General features: G+C 58.5%; 20 protein-coding genes. 18 read left to right on the top strand and 2 right to left on the bottom strand.

Going from position 1 to position 19,848, the window contains the following annotated elements:
* Nucleotides 1–280 precede the first annotated feature (280 nt).
* From ruvC to ACR0K5_RS19780, 18 genes are all read left to right on the top strand, one after another.
* The gene (gene ruvC / locus ACR0K5_RS19695; RefSeq protein WP_480631242.1) at nt 281–778 is read left to right on the top strand and encodes a crossover junction endodeoxyribonuclease RuvC; all 498 of its coding nucleotides are present in this window, start codon (nt 281–283) and stop codon (nt 776–778) included.
* Complete coding sequence (gene ruvA, locus ACR0K5_RS19700; RefSeq protein WP_480631243.1) at nt 775–1,452, top strand: Holliday junction branch migration protein RuvA; 678 nt, start codon at nt 775–777, stop codon at nt 1,450–1,452. Before ruvC ends, ruvA begins: the two co-directional genes overlap by 4 nt.
* 4 nt (nt 1,453–1,456) lie before the next feature.
* Nucleotides 1,457–2,476, top strand: coding sequence for a Holliday junction branch migration DNA helicase RuvB (ruvB, locus tag ACR0K5_RS19705; protein ID WP_480631244.1), 1,020 nt, complete (start codon nt 1,457–1,459; stop codon nt 2,474–2,476).
* Nucleotides 2,477–2,539: 63 nt separating this feature from the next.
* A complete protein-coding gene (locus tag ACR0K5_RS19710; protein WP_480631245.1) occupies nt 2,540–3,163 on the top strand; it encodes a hypothetical protein in 624 nt (207 codons plus the stop codon).
* The gene (gene ybgC, locus ACR0K5_RS19715; protein WP_480631246.1) at nt 3,160–3,543 is read left to right on the top strand and encodes a tol-pal system-associated acyl-CoA thioesterase; all 384 of its coding nucleotides are present in this window, start codon (nt 3,160–3,162) and stop codon (nt 3,541–3,543) included. Before ACR0K5_RS19710 ends, ybgC begins: the two co-directional genes overlap by 4 nt.
* 108 nt (nt 3,544–3,651) lie before the next feature.
* Nucleotides 3,652–4,347, top strand: coding sequence for a protein TolQ (tolQ, locus tag ACR0K5_RS19720; protein WP_480631247.1), 696 nt, complete (start codon nt 3,652–3,654; stop codon nt 4,345–4,347).
* Between the two features lie 2 nt (nt 4,348–4,349).
* Nucleotides 4,350–4,826, top strand: a complete 477-nt coding sequence (gene tolR, locus ACR0K5_RS19725) for a protein TolR (RefSeq protein ID WP_050603166.1) — start codon at nt 4,350–4,352, stop codon at nt 4,824–4,826.
* A gap of 9 nt (nt 4,827–4,835) precedes the next feature.
* Nucleotides 4,836–5,939: an energy transducer TonB gene (locus ACR0K5_RS19730; protein WP_480631248.1), complete on the top strand. Its 1,104-nt coding sequence runs from the start codon at nt 4,836–4,838 to the stop codon at nt 5,937–5,939.
* Nucleotides 5,936–7,255, top strand: coding sequence for a Tol-Pal system beta propeller repeat protein TolB (gene tolB, locus ACR0K5_RS19735; RefSeq protein ID WP_480631249.1), 1,320 nt, complete (start codon nt 5,936–5,938; stop codon nt 7,253–7,255). The genes ACR0K5_RS19730 and tolB overlap by 4 nt, the downstream gene beginning before the upstream one ends.
* 72 nt (nt 7,256–7,327) lie before the next feature.
* Nucleotides 7,328–7,831, top strand: a complete 504-nt coding sequence (gene pal / locus ACR0K5_RS19740) for a peptidoglycan-associated lipoprotein Pal (RefSeq protein ID WP_480631250.1) — start codon at nt 7,328–7,330, stop codon at nt 7,829–7,831.
* 4 nt (nt 7,832–7,835) lie between these two features.
* Entirely contained in the window at nt 7,836–8,660 is an 825-nt protein-coding gene (ybgF, locus tag ACR0K5_RS19745) for a tol-pal system protein YbgF (protein ID WP_480631251.1), read from the top strand.
* Complete coding sequence (gene tilS, locus ACR0K5_RS19750) at nt 8,651–9,910, top strand: tRNA lysidine(34) synthetase TilS (RefSeq protein WP_480631252.1); 1,260 nt, start codon at nt 8,651–8,653, stop codon at nt 9,908–9,910. Before ybgF ends, tilS begins: the two co-directional genes overlap by 10 nt.
* A gap of 75 nt (nt 9,911–9,985) precedes the next feature.
* Nucleotides 9,986–11,902, top strand: coding sequence for an ATP-dependent zinc metalloprotease FtsH (gene ftsH / locus ACR0K5_RS19755; RefSeq protein WP_480631253.1), 1,917 nt, complete (start codon nt 9,986–9,988; stop codon nt 11,900–11,902).
* Nucleotides 11,903–12,000: 98 nt separating this feature from the next.
* On the top strand, nt 12,001–12,597 hold the full coding sequence (locus ACR0K5_RS19760; protein ID WP_480631254.1) for an MOSC domain-containing protein: 597 nt from the start codon (nt 12,001–12,003) through the stop codon (nt 12,595–12,597).
* 144 nt (nt 12,598–12,741) lie between these two features.
* Entirely contained in the window at nt 12,742–14,418 is a 1,677-nt protein-coding gene (locus ACR0K5_RS19765; RefSeq protein ID WP_480631255.1) for a formate--tetrahydrofolate ligase, read from the top strand.
* A 60-nt stretch (nt 14,419–14,478) separates the two neighbouring features.
* Nucleotides 14,479–14,784: a chorismate mutase gene (locus tag ACR0K5_RS19770; RefSeq protein ID WP_480631256.1), complete on the top strand. Its 306-nt coding sequence runs from the start codon at nt 14,479–14,481 to the stop codon at nt 14,782–14,784.
* A 53-nt stretch (nt 14,785–14,837) separates the two neighbouring features.
* Nucleotides 14,838–15,728, top strand: a complete 891-nt coding sequence (folD, locus tag ACR0K5_RS19775) for a bifunctional methylenetetrahydrofolate dehydrogenase/methenyltetrahydrofolate cyclohydrolase FolD (RefSeq protein WP_480631257.1) — start codon at nt 14,838–14,840, stop codon at nt 15,726–15,728.
* Nucleotides 15,729–15,945: 217 nt separating this feature from the next.
* Nucleotides 15,946–16,692 carry a LytTR family DNA-binding domain-containing protein gene (locus ACR0K5_RS19780; RefSeq protein ID WP_480631258.1) on the top strand — a complete coding sequence of 249 codons (747 nt, stop codon included), beginning with the start codon at nt 15,946–15,948 and terminating at the stop codon, nt 16,690–16,692.
* Nucleotides 16,693–16,694: 2 nt separating this feature from the next.
* Here ACR0K5_RS19780 and pdeM read toward each other — a convergent pair whose 3' ends face one another.
* Complete coding sequence (pdeM, locus tag ACR0K5_RS19785; protein ID WP_480631259.1) at nt 16,695–17,357, bottom strand: ligase-associated DNA damage response endonuclease PdeM; 663 nt, start codon at nt 17,355–17,357, stop codon at nt 16,695–16,697.
* A 40-nt stretch (nt 17,358–17,397) separates the two neighbouring features.
* Nucleotides 17,398–19,809: a ligase-associated DNA damage response DEXH box helicase gene (locus ACR0K5_RS19790; protein WP_480631260.1), complete on the bottom strand. Its 2,412-nt coding sequence runs from the start codon at nt 19,807–19,809 to the stop codon at nt 17,398–17,400.
* Nucleotides 19,810–19,848 lie beyond the last annotated feature (39 nt).

The raw sequence follows: 19,848 nt of genomic DNA on the forward strand, positions 1-19,848 counted from the left end.
CGGTCAGCCAATAAAGGTCGCTCATGTCACCGCTCCGTTTTTCAAAACGTGAATCACGTGGCACAACGAAAATCAATGCATCCTGACCCTAAATAATTGATGAAAAAACGTTAATAATGGCGTCGAATTCAGACTTTCCGAAGTCGCAAATCGCATGTTAAGTCGCCCCTGAGACAGGTGTGTCGTTTTCAGCCCTTGGGCCAATTAACTTGGAAAATGTTCACGCTTCGTGCTAGGCGTGGAAAAAAGATCACAAAACCCGAGCAGGCCGAGGCAAAACATGCGAATTCTGGGCATTGATCCAGGGCTTAGGACCCTGGGATGGGGCGTCATCGAATCAAATGGCAGCCGCCTGAGCCATGTGGCCAACGGTTTGTGCAAGTCGGACGGGGATGATCTGGGGGAGCGGCTATTGTCGCTGCACAACCAGATTGTCGAAGTGATCGCGGACCACCAACCGGATCAGGCTGCCATCGAACAGACCTTTGTGAACAAGGATGGCGCCGGTACGCTCAAACTGGGTCAGGCGCGGGGTGTCGCGTTGCTGACACTGGCGCAGGCTGGATTGCCGGTAGGGGAATACGCACCCAACCGCGTCAAGAAAACCGTGGTTGGCGTGGGCCATGCCGAGAAAGAGCAGGTGTTGCACATGGTCAAACTGCAACTGCCGGGCTGTTTGCCCAAAGGGGCCGACGCCGCAGATGCGCTGGCGATTGCGATCTGCCATGCCTATTACGGAAAGACACAACAGGCGCGTGTGAAAGAGGTGCGGGCATGATTGGCAAACTGACTGGACGGCTGGACTACCGCGCGGCGGATCACGTGCTGATCGATGTTCGTGGTGTTGGCTACATCGTCTATTGTTCGGACCGGACCATGGCGGCGTTGCCGGGCGTGGGCGAAGCGGTTTCGATCTATACCGACATGGTCGTGCGCGAGGACCTGATGCAACTTTATGGCTTTCTCTCTTTGGTCGAGAAAGAATGGCATCGTCTTTTGTGCTCGGTTCAGGGTGTCGGTGCGAAGGTATCGCTGGCTATTCTCAGCGCTTTGGGACCGGACGGTGTCAGCCGCTCAATCGCTCTGGGCGATTGGAGTGCGGTCAAAGCTGCAAAAGGCGTGGGGCCGAAAACGGCCCAGCGGATCGTTTTGGACCTCAAGGACAAGGCGCCCGGCGTCATGGCGATGGGCGGCACGGTTACTGATGCGATGGACGGGCCCGAGCTTGAGGTTGTTGAACGGGCCGAACCTGCGCCCGCGCCAAAACGGGCACCTATACAGCCATCGGGTGCCGCCGCTGCGTCCGCCGGAGCTTTGTCGGCGCTGGCCAATCTTGGATATGGGCCATCTGACGCGGCAGCAGCTGTTGCCGAGGCCGCTGCCAATCAGCCCGAAGCCGGTGAGACTGATTTGATCCGTGCGGCGCTCAGACTGCTGGCTCCGAAAGGCTAAGTGAATGGTAGACGCTGATCCCACCGTGCGCCCGGACCCACTGCCCGAGGACAACGACCGCGCTCTGCGCCCGCAGGGGCTGGACGAGTTCATCGGTCAGGCCGAGGCGCGTGCCAATCTGCGCATCTTTATCCAATCCGCCCGCCAGCGGGGCGAGGCGATGGATCACACTTTGTTCCACGGACCTCCGGGTTTGGGAAAAACGACCCTCGCACAGATCATGGCACGAGAGCTTGGGGTGAATTTCCGCATGACCTCGGGGCCGGTGCTGGCCAAGGCGGGTGATTTGGCGGCGATCCTGACCAATCTGGAAGCGCGCGATGTGCTGTTCATCGATGAGATCCACAGACTGAACCCTGCGGTGGAGGAGGTGCTCTACCCCGCGATGGAGGATTTCGAGCTGGATCTGGTGATCGGTGAAGGCCCCGCGGCCCGCACCGTTCGGATCGAGTTGCAGCCCTTTACGCTCGTGGGGGCGACCACGCGTATGGGTCTGCTGACAACGCCCTTACGAGACCGGTTTGGTATTCCGACACGGCTTCAGTTCTATACAATCGACGAGTTGCACGAGATCGTCACCCGCAACGCGCGGAAGCTGGGCGCGCCTGCGGATGATGACGGAGCACGCGAGATTGCGCGCCGGTCTCGCGGAACACCGCGTATCGCCGGGCGTTTGCTGCGCCGGGTGGTGGATTTCGCCATTGTCGAAGGGGATGGGCGGATTACACGCGAGTTGGCCGACGGTGCCTTGACGCGTTTGGGCGTCGACAATCTTGGGCTGGATGGCGCGGACCGGCGCTATCTGAAACTGATCGCCGAAAACTACGCGGGTGGGCCGGTTGGGATAGAGACGTTGTCGGCTGCTCTGTCAGAAAGCCGCGACTCTTTGGAAGAAGTTATTGAACCCTATCTGCTGCAACAGGGCCTGATCCAGAGAACCCCCCGTGGGCGGATGCTGGCGCAAAAGGCTTGGACGCATCTGGGTCTCGCCGCACCCAAGCGGCAGAGCGATCTGTTTGGTTGAAGCCTTTGCCCGTAGATTTTATGCCTACGGCAAGAGTGTTTTCCAAAAGATGAAGGGCTGGCCGTGACACCGGAAGAGATTGAGGCGCTGTTTACGCGCGAAGGCGGTGAGTTTCTGTTCGCCCGCTGGGGGCGGCCTATCGTGCCTATTGTGTTTGGCGTTGAAGATGAGACGCTGACCACCGTGAAGGGCGCATTCGAGGCGGTTGTAACTTTGGCAGGTCACAAGATGGCTGAGACCGACCCTGAACTTGGCGCCAACTGCATGGTCTTCTTCTTCCGGGACTGGCAGGAATTGCTTGAGGTGCCTGACCTGGATCGTCTGATCCCCGATCTTGAACCGTTGGTCGCACGATTGGTTGAAGCCGATGCAAATCAATACCGCGTTTTCCGGTTCGAAGAAGATGGCTCAATCCGCGCGGCTTTTGTGTTCCTGCGCATGGACAAGGAATTGTCCAGGGTTCCAGCGGAAACGCTTGCCCTGAGCCAGGTGGTTCAGACTGTCCTGCTGTGGTCCGAAACAGCGTTTCGGACGCGATCTCCGCTGGCTGTGGCGGGTGAGGCCACAATCTTACGTCCCGACATTGCCGCTCTGATCCGGGCTGCCTATGATCCGGTTTTGCCGGCGGCAGCGCAGGATGCGTCTCATGCTCTCAGGTTGTTTGCCCGGTTGGAGCTACCTCAATGAAACACACGTACCCGGTTCGCGTATATTATGAAGACACCGACATGGGCGGTGTTGTCTATCACGCGAACTACCTGCGGTACATTGAGCGTGCCCGTTCGGATTGGGTGCGCAATCTGGGTAACGATCAGAACGCAATGCGGGAAGAAGGCATAGTGTGGGTCGTGCGTCGGCTTGAAGCTGATTACCTTTCGCCCGCCAAGTTCGATGATGAGTTGATCGTCGAGACCGAAGTCACAGAAATCTCGGGCGTGCGGCTGACCATGGCGCAGCTGGTCCGGCGCGGAGAGATAGAGATTTTTCGCGCTTCGGTCACCGCTGTGTGCATCAACAAGGACGGAAAGCCGATCCGCCTCCCGGCAGAGATTCGCGCATTGATGTAACAATTTGGGGGCCAGGGGTGGTTCTGTTGGCATTTCAGGCCCAACTGCGTTAGCGTTTGGCAAAACAAGGCCGAATGAAGGCCGTCAGGCAAAACAAAGAGCAGGTTCATGGAAGCTGAAACGCTGGCGCTGGCGCAGGAGATCGATTTCTCCATGTGGGGGCTGTATGCCCGCGCGACTTTTGTCGTCAAATTGGTGATGTTGATGCTGATCGGCGCATCCATCTGGTCCTGGGGGATCATCATTCAAAAGCTGATCAATTACCGCGCGGCTCGTCGTGAGGCACAGGTTTTCGACGAAAGTTTTTGGTCCGGCAACCCATTGGATGAGTTGTTCGAGCAGACCGGTGCCCAACCGGATGGCAGTTCGGAAAAGATTTTTGCCGCGGGCATGATCGAGTGGCGGAGGTCGCACCGAAATGATGGTGGATTGATCGCCGGAGCGACCGCGCGGATAGACCGTTCGATGGATGTGGCCATCGCCAAAGAGGCCGAAACGTTGCAGAAAGGCCTGCCCATTCTGGCAACGGTTGGCTCAACCGCTCCGTTTATCGGTCTGTTTGGTACCGTCTGGGGTATCATGAATGCCTTTATCGAGATTGCCGAACAACAGAACACCAACTTGGCTGTTGTCGCACCCGGCATTGCGGAGGCGCTATTGGCCACGGGGCTGGGCCTTCTGGCTGCGATTCCGGCTGTGATTTTCTACAACAAGCTCAGCGCGGATAGTGACCGCATCGTTGGCGGGTACGAAGCCTTCGCCGACGAATTCGCCACCATCCTGTCGCGCCAGTTGGACAGCTGACAATGGGCGCGGCGGTTCAGCAATCTTCGGGTGGAAACGGGCGCAGGCGCGGACGGCGTCGTGGTCGCGCACAGCCCATGGCCGAGATCAACGTGACACCCTTTGTGGACGTCATGCTGGTGTTGCTGATCATCTTCATGGTGGCCGCGCCGTTGTTGACTGTCGGCGTTCCGGTCGACTTACCCAAGACCGCGGCCAGTGCGTTACCGGGTGATAACGAAGAACCGTTGACTGTGACCCTGACCGCAGAAGGCCGGGTGCAAATCCAGACGACTGATGTGCTGCGCGAAGAGTTGATTGGAAAGCTGCGGGCGATTGCCGCAGAGCGGAGCAGTGACCGGGTTTTCCTGAGAGCTGATGGCGCGATCCCCTACGCGCAGGTGATGCAGGTCATGGGCGCGCTGAACGCGGGCGGGTTTTCCAACGTTGGCCTTGTGACCGATACGGGCGGGCCGACGCTGGATGAAGGTGGAGAGTGAGGTCGCACGGTGGATACCGGCACCAAGATTTCGGCGATTGCGCATGTCAGCCTGATCGGAGTGGCGCTGTTGGGCGGCACCTTCCGGTCCGAGCCGCTGCCGATGGCCGTACAGGATGTGTCTGTGGTCACCGCTGAACAATTCGCGGCCATGACGGCCCAGCGGGATGCGCCTGAAATCCCCGAAGTGCCGACGGCATTGCAACAACCGCCCGAGCCGGAGGCTGAGACCAAGCCACCCGAACCCGTGGTCGAGGAGCAGCCGCGCCCGGAACCTGTCGCACCGGCTGAACCGGAACCCGAGCCTGCGCCGGTTATTGTTGAAGCCCCCCCAGAACCTGAGGTGCCGGACGAACCGCCGACATTGACCGAGCCAGAGGTCGATACCGTAGCGCAACCCGTGCCGCCAGGTCCTGAGGCACAGCCACGCCCGTCGGATCGTGTCGCGCCCGAGGCCATAGCGCCGCCTCCGCCCGAGGCAGAACCCGATGATTTCGAAACCCCGCCGGTGTCCCTGGATGAGGGCGCAGAAGTTCAGCAGGAACAGCAGGACCAGACTGCACCAGAAGAGGCGGCGCCTGAGATTGTAACCGAGGCGGAAGAAACCAACGAGATATCTCCCTTGACCTCACCTCGCCCACGCGTGCGCCCAAACCGGCCAAGTCCCCCGCCTGAACCTGAGGTTGCTGAAGCGCCCGAGGAGCCTCCGGAATCTGAGGCACTAGCAGATGAATCTGCGATCAACGACGCTCTGGCCGAAGCCTTGGGGGGCGGGTCCGAGCCTTCCGGCCCACCGCTGACCAGCGGTGAAAAGGACGCCATGCGACTAGCCGTCTCCAGGTGCTGGAACGTGGGGTCTTTGTCCACTGATGCGCTCAACACTGTGGTTGTTGTTGCGTTCTCGCTGAACCGCGATGGTACGGTCGTAGGAGGCAGCATTCGGATGCTGGACAGTTCCGGCGGATCTTCTGGCGCTGCCAATCAGGCCTATCAGGCCGCCCGGCGCGCGATTTTGCGCTGCGGGGCCAAAGGATATGACTTGCCTGCTGACAAATACGCTCAGTGGCAGGATGTTGAGATTACATTCAATCCCGAGAGGATGCGGATCAAATGATGAAACTTCTGACCAGCCTCTTTGTCGGCCTGACGCTGTTGTCTGCGCCGGTTCATGCACAAAGCGGACCTCTGCGTCTGGAACTGGACGAGGGCATTATCGAACCGTTGCCCTTTGCGGTGCCGAATTTTGTGCCCGATGGCCCCTCGGCCGCGCAGTATGCACAGGACATCTCTCGTGTGGTGGCAGCTGATCTGACGGGAACCGGGTTGTTTCGCGAAATCTCTTCGGATGCGTTTATCAGCCGGGTCAGCAGTTTTGAAGCACCGGTTCAGTTTGCCGACTGGAAGGCGATTAACGCAGATGCGCTGATCACCGGTGCCGTCAATGTCTCGGGCAAAAACCTCACGGTGCGGTTCCGCGTCTGGGATGTATTCTCGGGTCAGGAACTGGGCAACGGCCTTCAGCTTGCAGGGACCACCGAAGGATGGCGGCGCATGGCGCATAAGGTGGCCGATCAGGTCTATAGCCGGATCACAGGCGAGGGCGGGTATTTCGACAGCCGCGTGGCCTTCGTGTCTGAGAGTGGACCGAAGAACCAGCGGCTGAAGCGTCTGGCAATCATGGATTATGACGGCGCGAATGTGCAGTACATGACCGACAGCTCCGCAATTGTTCTGGCACCGCGCTTTTCACCCACAGGTGACCGGCTGCTTTACACCAGCTACGAAAGCGGCAGCCCGCGCATTTACGTGCTGGATGTTGGCCGCGTCAAACGGCAGGAACTGAAAACGCAGGACGGGACCATGAGCTTCTCGCCCCGCTTCTCGCCGGATGGCCGTTCGATTGTGTATTCTTTGATTCAGGGCGGTAATACGGACCTGTGGAAAATGGATCTGGCCTCGGGGAAAAGCACACGTCTGACCAACACGCCAGCGATTGAGACCGCGCCAAGCTATTCGCCCGATGGCAGCCGGATTGTGTTTGAAAGCGACCGGTCGGGTACCCCGCAACTTTACGTGATGCCCGCAAATGGTGGCGAAGCAACGCGGATCAGCTTTGGCGCAGGCCGTTATGGCACTCCGGTCTGGTCGCCGCGAGGGGATCTGATAGCCTTTACCAAGCAAAATCAGGGTCGGTTCCATATTGGCGTGATGCGCACCGATGGGTCCGAGGAGCGTTTGCTGACGGCCTCGTTCCTGGATGAAGGCCCCACATGGTCGCCCAATGGCCGGGTCATCATGTTCACCCGTGAAACACAGGGTGCCAGTGGTCGGGCCTCTCTGTATTCGGTGGATATTTCAGGCCGCAACCTGCGTCCGGTGCGCACTCCGGATGGCGGTAGTGACCCGTCCTGGGGACCCTTGCAGAATTGATCGCAGCAAAGTTCACAACGAATCGTCCCTGTGATAGACAGGCGGCAATAATCAAAACACGAGGCACTTGAAATGAACGTATTGAGCAAAGTCCTGGCGCTGGGCGCGCTGAGTGTGATCGCCGCCTGTACAAACAATGACCCCTCTGCCTTGGGAGGCGGTGCTGGCGGCACCGGTGCAATTGTACCGGGCTCGCCGAGCGATCCGCGGTCGCCCGCGTATTTCCAGCAGACTGTAGGTGATCGTGTTCTGTTCGCCGTCGATCAGTCGACCCTGACACCACAGGCGCAGACCGTTCTGCAAGGTCAGGCGGAATGGCTGCTGGCCAACCCGGATTTTGTTGCGAACATAGAAGGTCATGCGGATGAGCAGGGCACACGAGAATATAACCTCGCGCTGGGTGCACGCCGGGCGAACGCGGCCCGTGAGTATCTGATCTCGCGCGGCGTTGCGGGTAATCGCCTGAATACAGTCAGCTTCGGCAAGGAACGCCCGATCGAGATTTGCAGCACCGAGGAATGCTATTCCAAGAACCGCCGCGCAGTGACAGTGCTGACCGGGTCAACTCTGGGGTAAGAAAATGCGTATTGCAGGATGGGTATTGGCGGCCGCCGTGGCGACGGCTGGTGTTGCAAAGGCACAGGATCAGCGAACCTTGGCGGATATCCGGCAGGAGCTGACGGTGCTTCATGTAGAGATTCAGCGTCTGAAGCGCGAATTTTCCACCACAGGGTCGCCAGCGCCGAACCTGTCCGGCAGTTCGGTTCTTGAGCGCGTTGACGCTATTGAAGCGGAATTGCAGCGCCTGACCCGTCAGACGGAACAGTTGAACCAGCGGGTGCAGAATATCGTCACCGACGGTACCAACCGTATCGGTGATCTGGAATTCCGGCTGGTCGAACTCGAAGGCGGAGATTTATCGACGCTGGGTGAGACCTCGACGCTGGGTGGCGAAACGGTGACAACGGAAACGGCCCCGGTGAACGCAGTGACGCCTCCCGCATCGGATGGGGGCGAATTGGCCGTGGGCGAGCGCGCCGATTTCGACGCAGCATCGCAAGCTTTGTTGGACGGAGATTTCCAAACCGCGGCAGACATGTTTGCGCAGTTCGAAATATCCTATCCCGGCAGCCCCCTTGCACCCGAAGCGCACTTGAAACGTGGTCACGCTCTTGAGGGCATCGGTGACACCCGAGAAGCCGCACGGGCTTTCCTGGCAAGTTTTACCGGCGACTCTGAGGGCGCATTTGCCCCCGAGGCCCTGTATGAATTGGGCGCGGCGCTGGGGCGTTTGGGGCAGACCGATCAGGCTTGCATTACGCTCAATGAAGTTGGCGTCCGCTTTCCATCTGCACCCGCGTTTGCAAATGCTACGCAAGAGATGTCTGCGCTGGGGTGTTCTTGAGTCACCACTCAGAAAAACTACTAGCGGAACTTCGTACCCGGTTGCCCGAAAACCTGCCGCGCAAATTGGGTGTTGCTGTTTCTGGGGGCGGAGATTCTGTCGCCCTGATGCATCTTTTGCATGAGATCGCGCAAACCGAAACGATCACTCTTTTTGTAGTCACCGTTGATCATGGCCTACGACCAGAATCCGCGGGAGAAGCCGAGGCCGTATCCCGTCAAGCCGCAGCGCTGGGGCTGTCACACCAGACATTGTGTTGGAAGGGTTGGGACGGCGAAGGCAATTTGCAAGATCAGGCGCGTCAGGCACGTTATAGATTACTCACCGACTGGGCGCGGGATCGAGGAATTGACGCCATTGCCTTGGGTCATACAGCGGATGATCAGGCGGAAACTCTCCTAATGCGGCTGGGTCGGGCGTCAGGCGTTACAGGCCTGTCCGGCATGTCGGCACGTCGGCAACGTGACGGGCTGACATTGTTGCGGCCAATGTTGGGGATCACCCGAAAGGACCTGCGTGCCTATCTGACTGGTATTGGCGTATCATGGGCTGAAGACTCGTCGAATCAGGACACACGTTTCGACCGTATCAAGGCGAGAGAGGCCCTGTGTGGCCTCCAGCCGTTGGGAATTGACGCGCTTTCATTGTCTCGAGTGGCCGACAATCTGGCGCAGGCACATGCTGCCTTGGGTGTGTTTGCGCAGGATTCTGCACAGAATGTAGCGCAAGTTGAGCAAGGTGATGTGAAGGTGGACAGGGCCGGTTTCACCGCGTTGCCCAAAGAAATCCGACGCCGCGTGCTGGTTGGAAGCCTCGCCTGGATCGCGGGGCCGGGCTACCCGCCACGACAGTCCACGGTCGAGCAGGCGATGGATGCTTTGATACAGGGGCGACCCGGATCGGCCGGTGGTTGTCTGTTGATCCCTGAGGGCAAGAGTGTTTGGATTTGCAGGGAATTTAAGGCCGTGGAGGCTCAGATTACTGCACCCAAGGAAGTTTGGGATGGAAAATGGCGTTTGACCGGACCCGAAATTTCAGGTGCTGAAATCCGTGCTTTGGGCGATGATGGATTGCGACAGGTGCCTGAATGGCGCGCAACGTGCCGTCCCAGACTTGCTTTGAGCGCGACGCCTGCGGTCTGGAAGGGAGAAACGGTGCTGGCTGCTCCGCTGGCGGGGTTTGCGAATGGATGGCACGCCGACACGTCACCAGAATGGCCCGAGTTCTACGCATCTTTTTTATCGCATTGAACATACCACAAACCTCTCTATTTTAAGAGGTAACTTGGCAGCTCCTCACCTGCCGGAACTTTTGGGAGAATTTCCTTGGGCAACGCTCGCAATATCGCGTTTTGGGTCGTTCTGTTCCTGCTCATCCTTGCACTGTTCAATCTGTTCAGTGGACCGGGCGGAACGCTTCAGAGCAACGAAAGAACTTACTCCGACTTTGTCAGTGCCGCGCAAAGCGGTGAAGTCAAGAATGTGACACTGGATGGCGAACAGATCCGCTATACCACTCAAAGCGGCTCAAGCTATGTCACGATCAAACCCGGCGATGCCGAGGTGACGAAACTCCTGATCGAAGAAAACATTCCCGTGCAGGCGGTCAAGCAACAGCAGTCAGGCTTCCAGTCGTTCCTGATCACTTTGCTGCCGTTCCTGCTGCTGATCGGTGTCTGGGTCTATTTCATGAACCGGATGCAGGGTGGCGGCAAAGGCGGCGCGATGGGATTTGGCAAGTCCAAGGCCAAGATGCTGACCGAAAAGCATGGTCGCGTGACGTTCGATGACGTCGCAGGCATCGATGAGGCCAAAGAAGAATTGGAAGAGATCGTCGAGTTCCTGCGCAACCCACAAAAGTTCAGCCGCCTTGGTGGCAAGATCCCAAAGGGTGCGCTGCTGGTTGGCCCTCCGGGTACCGGTAAGACATTGCTGGCCCGCGCCATCGCGGGTGAAGCGGGCGTACCGTTCTTCACCATTTCGGGTTCCGACTTCGTCGAGATGTTTGTCGGTGTCGGTGCATCTCGTGTCCGCGACATGTTCGAGCAGGCCAAGAAGAATGCGCCCTGTATCGTATTTATCGACGAGATTGACGCCGTTGGTCGCCATCGTGGCGCAGGCTATGGCGGTGGTAACGATGAACGCGAACAGACCCTCAACCAGCTTCTGGTCGAGATGGACGGGTTCGAGGCCAACGAAGGTGTGATCATTCTGGCGGCCACCAACCGTAAGGATGTTCTGGACCCCGCTCTGCTGCGTCCGGGCCGGTTTGACCGCAACGTGACCGTTGGCAATCCCGACATCAAAGGCCGTGAGAAGATTCTGGGCGTTCATGCGCGCAAGACGCCTCTGGGCCCCGATGTCGATCTGCGCATCATCGCACGCGGTACGCCGGGTTTCTCGGGTGCTGATCTTGCCAACCTCGTGAACGAGGCCGCGCTGATGGCCGCGCGGGTGGGTCGTCGCTTTGTCACCATGGAAGACTTTGAGAACGCCAAGGACAAGGTGATGATGGGGGCCGAGCGCCGCTCGATGGTGCTGACACAGGACCAGAAGGAAAAGACTGCCTATCACGAGGCCGGTCACGCCGTGGTCGGTCTGACCCTGCCGCTATGCGATCCGGTCTACAAGGCGACGATCATTCCGCGCGGTGGTGCGCTGGGTATGGTTGTGTCTCTGCCTGAGATGGATCGCCTGAACTATCACCGCGATGAGTGTGAGCAAAAGCTGGCCATGACAATGGCAGGTAAAGCCGCCGAGGTGATCAAATACGGTGAAGATCACGTCTCGAACGGCCCGGCCGGAGACATCATGCAGGCCAGCCAGTTGGCGCGCGCCATGGTGATGCGCTGGGGTATGTCTGACAAGGTCGGAAATATCGACTATGCCGAGGCGCATGAGGGATACCAAGGCAATACAGCTGGCTTCTCGGTGTCTGCCCATACCAAAGAACTGATTGAGGAAGAGGTAAAGCGCCTGATCCAGCAAGGATATGAACGGGCGCACCAAATTCTGACCGATCAGACTGAAGAGTGGGAGCGTCTGGCGCAGGGCCTGCTGGAGTATGAAACCCTGACGGGCGATGAGATCAAACGCGTCATGAACGGTGATTCACCCAGCGAAGGCGATGACGAAGGCGACAAGCCGGATGAGGGCAGCGCGCCCAGTGTCACGGCTATTCCCAAGACAAAGGCGAAGAAGTCTCCGCCGGACGGTGGGATGGAGCCTGAACCTACCGCATAATCAAAAAGAGACCCGGAGCCAGCTTCGGGTCTTTTCTCTTTTCTTCAGGGTTTTGCTGGGCATTATGCCCGCAAGAAAATGGACGAAAAGGGAAGGCTATGCCGTTTTTACGCGATACCCAATTTTCCGCCGAAGTGGTTTGGCTTGGCCATGTCCCTGCGGGACAATCCTTGCGTGCCGAGGCTGTTGATACGCTTGATCTGGGCTTCGACGGCGTAAAGGGCGAGCGGCACGAGGGGCTCAATCGCGCGTCTTGTGTCAGGGTCTCCAACCTCTATTCAAAAGGCACCGAAATCCGAAATGTGCGTCAACTGTCAGTTCTGTCCGAAGAAGAACTTCAGCAAATCGCGCAAGACATTGGGCTGGACCGGCTTGATCCGTCTTATCTTGGCGCGTCCATAGTGCTGCGTGGGATTCCGGATTTCTCGCATATCCCTCCATCTTCACGCCTACAGGCAACAAGTGGGATGACGATAACCGTAGACATGGAAAACGCCCCTTGTGTTTTGCCAGGGCGCGAGATTGAGGCGGATCAACCTGGGCATGGTGCAGCGTTCAAACCTGCGGCGGTTGGGCGCCGGGGCATTACTGGATGGGTTGAACGCCCAGGGCGCGTTCAACTGGGGGACCGGCTGAAGTTATTTGTTCCGGATCAGCCAGCCTGGGGTCACGAAAACATACAGGTTTCCGATTAGAAACCGCTGAAACGAACTTACGACGCTTCGCGACGCCAGAATGTCGGAATCCATGGCTATTGAGATTGTACACAAGGGTATGGAATGCATAGCGCCGACGAATTGCGTCGGTATTGCACGATATTCAATCAAGGACCCCGGCCAATGAGCTACAAATCCGATATCGAAATCGCCCGCGAAGCGAACAAAAAGCCGATTCAGGAAATCGGTGCCAAGATCGGCATCGACTCTGCGGATCTGCTGCCTTACGGCCATGATAAGGCCAAAGTCAGCCAGGACTTCATCAACTCGGTGCAGGACCGTGAAGACGGCAAGCTGATCCTGGTTACCGCGATCAACCCGACCCCGGCAGGTGAAGGCAAAACCACTACCACTGTCGGTCTGGGCGACGGCCTGAACCGCATTGGCAAGAACGCGATGATCTGTATCCGCGAAGCCTCGCTTGGCCCGAACTTCGGTATGAAGGGCGGTGCTGCGGGTGGCGGTTATGCGCAAGTTGTTCCGATGGAAGAGATGAACCTGCACTTTACAGGCGACTTCCACGCGATCACCTCAGCCCACTCGCTGCTGTCGGCAATGATCGACAACCACATCTACTGGGGCAACGAGCAGGAAATCGACACCCGCCGTGTTGCATGGCGTCGTGTGGTCGACATGAACGACCGCGCGCTGCGCCAGATCACGGCGTCCTTGGGTGGCGTATCGAACGGCTTCCCGCGCGAAGCAGGTTTTGACATCACCGTGGCGTCCGAAGTTATGGCGATCCTCTGCCTGGCCAACGACCTGAAAGACCTTGAAAAGCGTCTGGGCGACATCATTGTGGCTTATCGCCGCGACAAGACTCCGGTTTACTGCCGCGACATCAAGGCCGAAGGCGCGATGACCGTTCTGCTGAAAGACGCGATGCAACCAAACCTGGTGCAAACGCTGGAAAACAACCCGGCCTTCGTCCACGGTGGCCCGTTTGCGAACATCGCACATGGCTGTAACTCGGTTATTGCCACCAAGACCGCTCTGAAAGTGGCTGACTATGTCGTCACCGAAGCGGGCTTTGGCGCTGATTTGGGTGCCGAGAAGTTCATGAACATCAAATGCCGCAAGGCGGGTATCGCACCGTCGGCCGTGGTGCTGGTTGCCACCGTGCGCGCGATGAAGATGAATGGCGGCGTGGCCAAAGCCGATCTGGGTGCCGAAAACGTCGAGGCGGTGCAGTCGGGCTGCGCCAACCTGGGCCGTCACATCGAAAACGTGAAATCGTTCGGTGTGCCGGTTGTCGTCGCCATCAACCACTTCGTCACCGACACAGATGCCGAAGTGCAGGCGGTCAGCGACTATTGCGGTGAGCATGGCGTCGAGGCGGTTCTTTCGCGTCACTGGGAGCTGGGTTCGGAAGGTTCCGCTCCTCTGGCTGAAAAAGTTGTGGAAATCGTCGAAGGTGGCAGCGCCAACTTCTCGCCGATCTACCCCGATGACATGCCGCTGTTCGAGAAGATCGAAACCATTGCCAAGCGCATCTATCGTGCCGACGAAGTTCTGGCCGATAACAAGATCCGCAACCAACTGCGTGAGTGGGAAGAAGCGGGCTATGGCAACTTGCCGGTCTGCATGGCGAAAACCCAGTACTCGTTCTCGACCGACCCGACCCTGCGCGGCGCACCTACCGGACACTCGGTTCCGGTACGTGAAGTTCGCCTGTCCGCAGGTGCCGGTTTCATCGTGGTTGTCTGTGGTGAGATCATGACCATGCCCGGTCTGCCCCGCAAACCGGCCGCTGAAACCATCTGCCTTAACGACGCAGGTGAGATCGAGGGCTTGTTCTAAGCCGCTTTTTCAACCATCTCGTGGTCCGGGGATTCATTCCCGGGCCATGAGGAGATGACGATGCCCACTCTGACACCGCCCCAGCACTGTTACACGATGCAGGACCTGCGGGTTGAGATCGATAAGCTGGATCGCCAACTGATCGAGATGCTGGTGACACGCGCCAGCTATATCGACCGCGCGTCTCAGCTTAAGCCGGGTGAGGGCCTTCCGGCCCGAATTCCGGCCCGCGTCGAAGAGGTGGTGCAACGCGTGCGCGCAAGCTCGGACGCGCTGGGGATGGACCCGGATTTGGCTGAAAAGCTGTGGCGCATCTTGATTGACTGGTCGATTGCACGTGAAGAGCGCGTAATTGGCATCGACTGACCGACCGGGCGCTTTTTGCGCCCGATCTGTTTTTTGAAAGAAGGAATCGAAGAATGGTAGCTCAGGTTATCGACGGTAAGGCATTTGCTGCAAAAGTGCGTGGGCAAGTAGCTGATCAGGTCGCAAAGCTGAAAGAAGAAAACGGTATCACCCCCGGCCTGGCCGTGGTTCTGGTGGGCGAAGACCCCGCAAGCCAGGTCTATGTCCGCTCGAAGGGCAAGATGACCGTCGAAGTCGGCATGAACTCGTACGAGCACAAGCTTGACGTCGACACCTCAGAAGAGGATCTGCTGGCGCTGATCGACAAGCTGAACAATGATCCAGCTGTTCACGGCATTCTGGTTCAGCTGCCGCTGCCCAAGCACCTGAACGAAGATCTGGTGATTAATTCAATTGATCCCGCCAAGGACGTTGACGGTTTCCACATCTCGAACGTGGGCCTGCTGGGTACCGGTCAGAAGTCGATGGTTCCCTGCACTCCGCTGGGCTGCCTGATGATGTTGCGCGACTATCACGGCTCGCTGTCCGGTATGGACGCGGTTGTGATCGGCCGTTCAAACATTGTGGGCAAGCCGATGGCGCAACTGTTGCTGGGCGATAGCTGCACCGTGACCATCGCGCATTCGCGCACCAAGGACCTGCCGGATGTTGTGCGTCGCGCTGACATCGTCGTGGCTGCCGTGGGTCGGCCCGAGATGGTGCCGGGCGACTGGATCAAAGAAGGCGCGACCGTGATCGACGTGGGTATCAACCGCATTGAACGCGACGGTAAGAACAAACTGGTCGGGGACGTGGACTATGCCAGCGCTTCCGAGCGTGCAGGTGCGATCACTCCGGTTCCGGGTGGTGTAGGTCCAATGACCATTGCCTGCCTGTTGGCAAACACGTTGACGGCCTGCTGCCGTGCCAACGCTTTGCCCGAACCTGAAGGTTTGACTGCTTAAACCAATCTGGTCGGGCCGACCCATTCGGCCCGACACCCCCCCCTGGTTGAGCAAGGCAGCGCTGGACAATCACCGGACGCCAAAGTCATTTTACTCCAAATGGGTTTGACAGCTTAACAAATCGTGATATCCCTGTATTCCCAGTTGGTTACAGGTAAGGTGCATCGGTGCTAGTCGTGCTCAGATTGAGTTCTGTTAGATCGCGCACAAAAGCGGTATGACGTCTAAGATTAGCACTATTCTGAAAGCATGTACCCCACAGCGAGTGACGGCGGGCCTGGTCTTTCTTCCTTTGCTTGCCTACGCGTTTCCCCCGTTTCTCGTCGCTGATCTGACCTTCGGTTTGCGCCTTCTGTTCTGGACCGGAGTGATGGTCCTTGCCCTTACGGTTACCGGGTTGGCGCGCAAGCTGATGCAGAAAAATCCAGTATTGTTGAATGTTCCTGTCCGTGATCTGGCATTCGCCGCTTTGATTCTCGTCTTGTTCACGCCGCCCCTTTGGTTGTTGGCATGGGTCTTGTTCACCTGCGGCGGTCACATAGTACCGGGGGCCCAGACCGTAGCGGTGTACGGAGTCTTGTTCGCGACGGGTTTGGTTCTTGTGCAGCGAAGTGAACTGAACATTTCGGTGGGTTCTGTGCGTGAGATTGAGAAGCCGCGCCTCATCAAGCGCTTGCCACCCAATTTCGACGGTCAAATCCATCGTTTGACGGTTAGGGATCACAATGTGGACGTTGTCACATCGGTAGGCACGTTCACAGTCCGCTCACGCTTTACGGATGCAATTGCCGAGATGGAACCGGTTCCCGGACACTGTTCACACCGTTCACATTGGGTGGTGGACGCTTCTGTCGTTGGCGTTGAAAAGTCGGGCGGTAAGACCTTTTTGCGCTTGATAAACGGTGATCTGGTTCCGGTCAGCCGCAAATACAAACCTATGTTGGAAGAAGACGGGTTGATCTGAGTTTAGCGTGGCATGGGCATCATGTGCGGTTGTGGGCCGGTCAGAATGGCCTTTGCTTCTGCGCCCATGATATCTGATAGTGCCCGATCCGAACTGCGTAATCCCCCGGTGTAGGTACCGTAGGCAGGCAGAATCAGCCGATTGCTGTCCAGCAAAAAGGCGGGCCGTGAGATATTCCTCCCTTTCATCCGAATTCGTGCTTTCGGATGATAATGGCCCGAAACTTCGCCCCGCGGCTGATCCTGAGCGATATGCCGAAAGACGAGCGGGTCGCACCGCCATTCGAACAGATGAGAGCCGCCCATCTCGATCGGGCCGGGATCGTGGTTCCCTTCGATCCAGATCCATTGACGCCCTGCCTGCAAGGTTGAAATTCTGAGCGCTTCTGCATCGGGCAATGCCCGAACAGCTTCAAGATCGTCGAAACTGTCGCCCAGACAGACGACGGTTTCAGCCTTGGTGTGCTCCAGATCGCCCGCCAGTCGGTCCAGCGTTTCGCGATTGTCATATGGAGGCAGCGTAGCCCCGCCGCGCCGGGCATTACGTTCGGATTTTCCCAGATGCAGATCCGAGACGCAGAGCAGTCGCTGCTCTGGCCACCACAGTGCGCCAGACGGCAAAGCACCGAGCCGCTGGCCAAAAAAAGAAAACTCGCACACGTTCATGATACGTTCTTGACGTTTTTCTGTGCCTTGTTCAAGAGGATCAAAGCTGGTCCAGCCCTGCGGCCTGCAGCAGACGCGCGCTTTCTTCTGCCAACAGCCTTTCTTCGGCCGCCCCTTTGACGGGCACCTTGCCAACTTCAAGAAACAGCGGCGCGGACAGCGGGGAAACGCGGTCCAGCCGCAACAGATCGATACGGTTGCCGATACGGGCCAGCATCGCCTCGATCCTGCCGAAATCGACCAGTCCGCGCATGGCTTCTTCGCGGGTGATCTGCATCAGAAGGTGATCGGGATCATATTTCAGCAGGGTGTCATACAGGATGTCTGATGAAAACGTGGCCTGCCTTCCACTTTTTCGTTGTCCTCCCATATTGCGTTCAATGAGACCCGCTATGGTGGCCGAAGCGCGAAAGGTGCGTTTCATAACCGCGTTGCCTGCCAGCCAGGTCTCCAACCCGTCGCGCAGTGCATCAGGTTGAAACAAGGGGCGGGGGTCCGTGACCGCATCCAACCCCCAGATCAGCGTGGCGTAGTCCGTGGAGACAAAACCCAGCGGAGCCAACCCGGTTTCTTCCATCCGCTTGGTCAGCAACAGGCCCAGTGTTTGTTGCGCGTTGCGTCCGGCAAAGCCATAGACGCAGAGATGCTCACGCCCATCGCTGGGAAAGCTCTCGATCAGCAACCGATCACGTTGGGGCAGTCGAGACATCCGGCGCTGTAAGGCCAACCAATCAGAAGTATGAGAGGGCAGCTGCGGCCAGTTATCTTGGGTAAACATGCGCAGAATACGGTCACTAAGTTGCGTGGAGGTCGCAAATTTCGTGCCCGAGAATGTCGCAATCTTGGGTTTGCGATCTGCGCGGCGGCTGACCTCGACCACCATTTCACGCAAGCCCTCATAGCGCACGATTTGTCCGCCGATCAGGAATGTATCGCCGGGGGTCAGGGAAGCGGCGAATGCCTCCTCGACTTCTCCCAACGGTTTGCCGCCACGGCTGCGCTTCAGACGCACCATCAGGGTGTCGGTATCCTGAATCGTGCCCAGGTTCATGCGAATGCGTGAAGTTGCGCGCGGATCGCGCAACTGCCATTGCCCGTCGGCACGCTGCTGCAGCCTTTGCCAGCGATCATAGGAGCGCAAGGCGTAGCCGCCGGTGGCACAGAAATCCAGGCAGGCGTCAAACTCGGGCCGGGTCAATTGCGCAAAAGGCCCGACGGATGTCATCTCGGTATACAGGTCGTCGGCACCGAACGGTCCGGCGCAGGCGGCAATCAGGATGTGTTGGCACAAGACATCGCGGGGGCCGGCACCGCGGGGCTCTCCGTCCAGATCATGGGCCTTGGCGGCCTCCAGTGCGGCAACGCATTCCACCACCTCAAATCGGTTCGCGGGCACCAGCAGGGCCTTGGAAGGCGCGTTATAGCGGTGATTGGCCCGTCCGATTCTTTGCACCAGCCGTTTGACATTCTTGGGCGCGCCGATCTGAATCACCAGATCTACATCGCCCCAATCAATCCCCAGGTCCAGCGAGCCAGTGCAGACTATGGCGCGCAAATCGCCCCGAACCATGGCTGCCTCGACCCGCTCGCGTTGCTGCCGGTCAAGACTGCCATGATGGATGCCAATGGGCAGGCCGTCGTCATTGGCAAGCCATAGGTTGTGAAAGAAGATCTCGGCCTGAGCGCGCGTGTTGTGGAAAATCAGCGTGGTCTTGTGCTGCCGGATTTGATCAAGCACTGCCGGGATCGAATACGCCGCGCCACCTCCTGACCAGGGCGGCATCTCAGTCGTTTCCAGCATTTGGATGTCCGGGTCCGGGCCGGGATCGGCCTGCACAACCTGGCAGGGGTCTGGGTGACGGGCCAGAAAGCGGGCAATTGCTGCGGGGTCTTCGACCGTGGCCGATAAGCCGACGCGGCGCAGATCGGGGTTGAGACGTTGCAAGCGCGCCACGGCCAGCATCAATTGATCGCCGCGCTTGCTTTCGGCGAGAGCATGGATTTCATCGACAATGATCCGTTGCACTCCATCGAACATCCGCGGCGCGTCCTCGTAAGAGGTCAGCAGGGCAAGGCTCTCGGGTGTGGTTAGCAGGATATGGGGTGGGTCGGCCCTTTGGCGTTTCTTCTGTGTGGCCGAGGTATCACCGGTACGATCTTCGATCCGGATGGGCAGACCGATCTCGTCCACCGGTGTGCGTAGATTGCGTTTGATATCTGCCGCCAGCGCTTTGAGTGGTGAGACATAGATTGTATGCAGCCCTCTATGGTCCCCGTCAGCCAGCTCGTACAGGGAAGGCAGAAACCCGGCCATTGTCTTGCCGCCGCCAGTCGGGGCGATCAGCAAAGTCGACGGATCATTCGCCCGGTCAAACATCTCTTGCTGATGCGGGTGAATGGACCAGCCTTTGGAGGAAAACCACGTACCAATCCGAGCGGGAATCTGCGTCATGGACACAGACTACCCGCCCGGAGGAGGGATTGGCACGGC

The organism is Ruegeria sp. AB9, assembly GCF_056542585.1.

Excerpts from the sequence above, each read along its gene's own strand:
- ybgF (WP_480631251.1), top strand. The coding sequence starts at position 7,836 with ATGCGTATTGCAGGATGGGTATTGGCGGCCGCCGTGGCGACGGCTGGT.
- tolR (WP_050603166.1), top strand. The coding sequence starts at position 4,350 with ATGGGCGCGGCGGTTCAGCAATCTTCGGGTGGAAACGGGCGCAGGCGC.
- ACR0K5_RS19765 (WP_480631255.1), top strand. The coding sequence starts at position 12,742 with ATGAGCTACAAATCCGATATCGAAATCGCCCGCGAAGCGAACAAAAAG.
- ACR0K5_RS19780 (WP_480631258.1), top strand. The coding sequence starts at position 15,946 with ATGACGTCTAAGATTAGCACTATTCTGAAAGCATGTACCCCACAGCGA.
- tolB (WP_480631249.1), top strand. The coding sequence starts at position 5,936 with ATGATGAAACTTCTGACCAGCCTCTTTGTCGGCCTGACGCTGTTGTCT.
- pdeM (WP_480631259.1), bottom strand. The coding sequence starts at position 17,357 with ATGAACGTGTGCGAGTTTTCTTTTTTTGGCCAGCGGCTCGGTGCTTTG.
- pal (WP_480631250.1), top strand. The coding sequence starts at position 7,328 with ATGAACGTATTGAGCAAAGTCCTGGCGCTGGGCGCGCTGAGTGTGATC.
- ACR0K5_RS19790 (WP_480631260.1), bottom strand. The coding sequence starts at position 19,809 with ATGACGCAGATTCCCGCTCGGATTGGTACGTGGTTTTCCTCCAAAGGC.
- ybgC (WP_480631246.1), top strand. The coding sequence starts at position 3,160 with ATGAAACACACGTACCCGGTTCGCGTATATTATGAAGACACCGACATG.
- ruvA (WP_480631243.1), top strand. The coding sequence starts at position 775 with ATGATTGGCAAACTGACTGGACGGCTGGACTACCGCGCGGCGGATCAC.
- ACR0K5_RS19770 (WP_480631256.1), top strand. The coding sequence starts at position 14,479 with ATGCCCACTCTGACACCGCCCCAGCACTGTTACACGATGCAGGACCTG.
- folD (WP_480631257.1), top strand. The coding sequence starts at position 14,838 with ATGGTAGCTCAGGTTATCGACGGTAAGGCATTTGCTGCAAAAGTGCGT.
- ACR0K5_RS19760 (WP_480631254.1), top strand. The coding sequence starts at position 12,001 with ATGCCGTTTTTACGCGATACCCAATTTTCCGCCGAAGTGGTTTGGCTT.
- tolQ (WP_480631247.1), top strand. The coding sequence starts at position 3,652 with ATGGAAGCTGAAACGCTGGCGCTGGCGCAGGAGATCGATTTCTCCATG.
- ruvC (WP_480631242.1), top strand. The coding sequence starts at position 281 with ATGCGAATTCTGGGCATTGATCCAGGGCTTAGGACCCTGGGATGGGGC.
- ruvB (WP_480631244.1), top strand. The coding sequence starts at position 1,457 with ATGGTAGACGCTGATCCCACCGTGCGCCCGGACCCACTGCCCGAGGAC.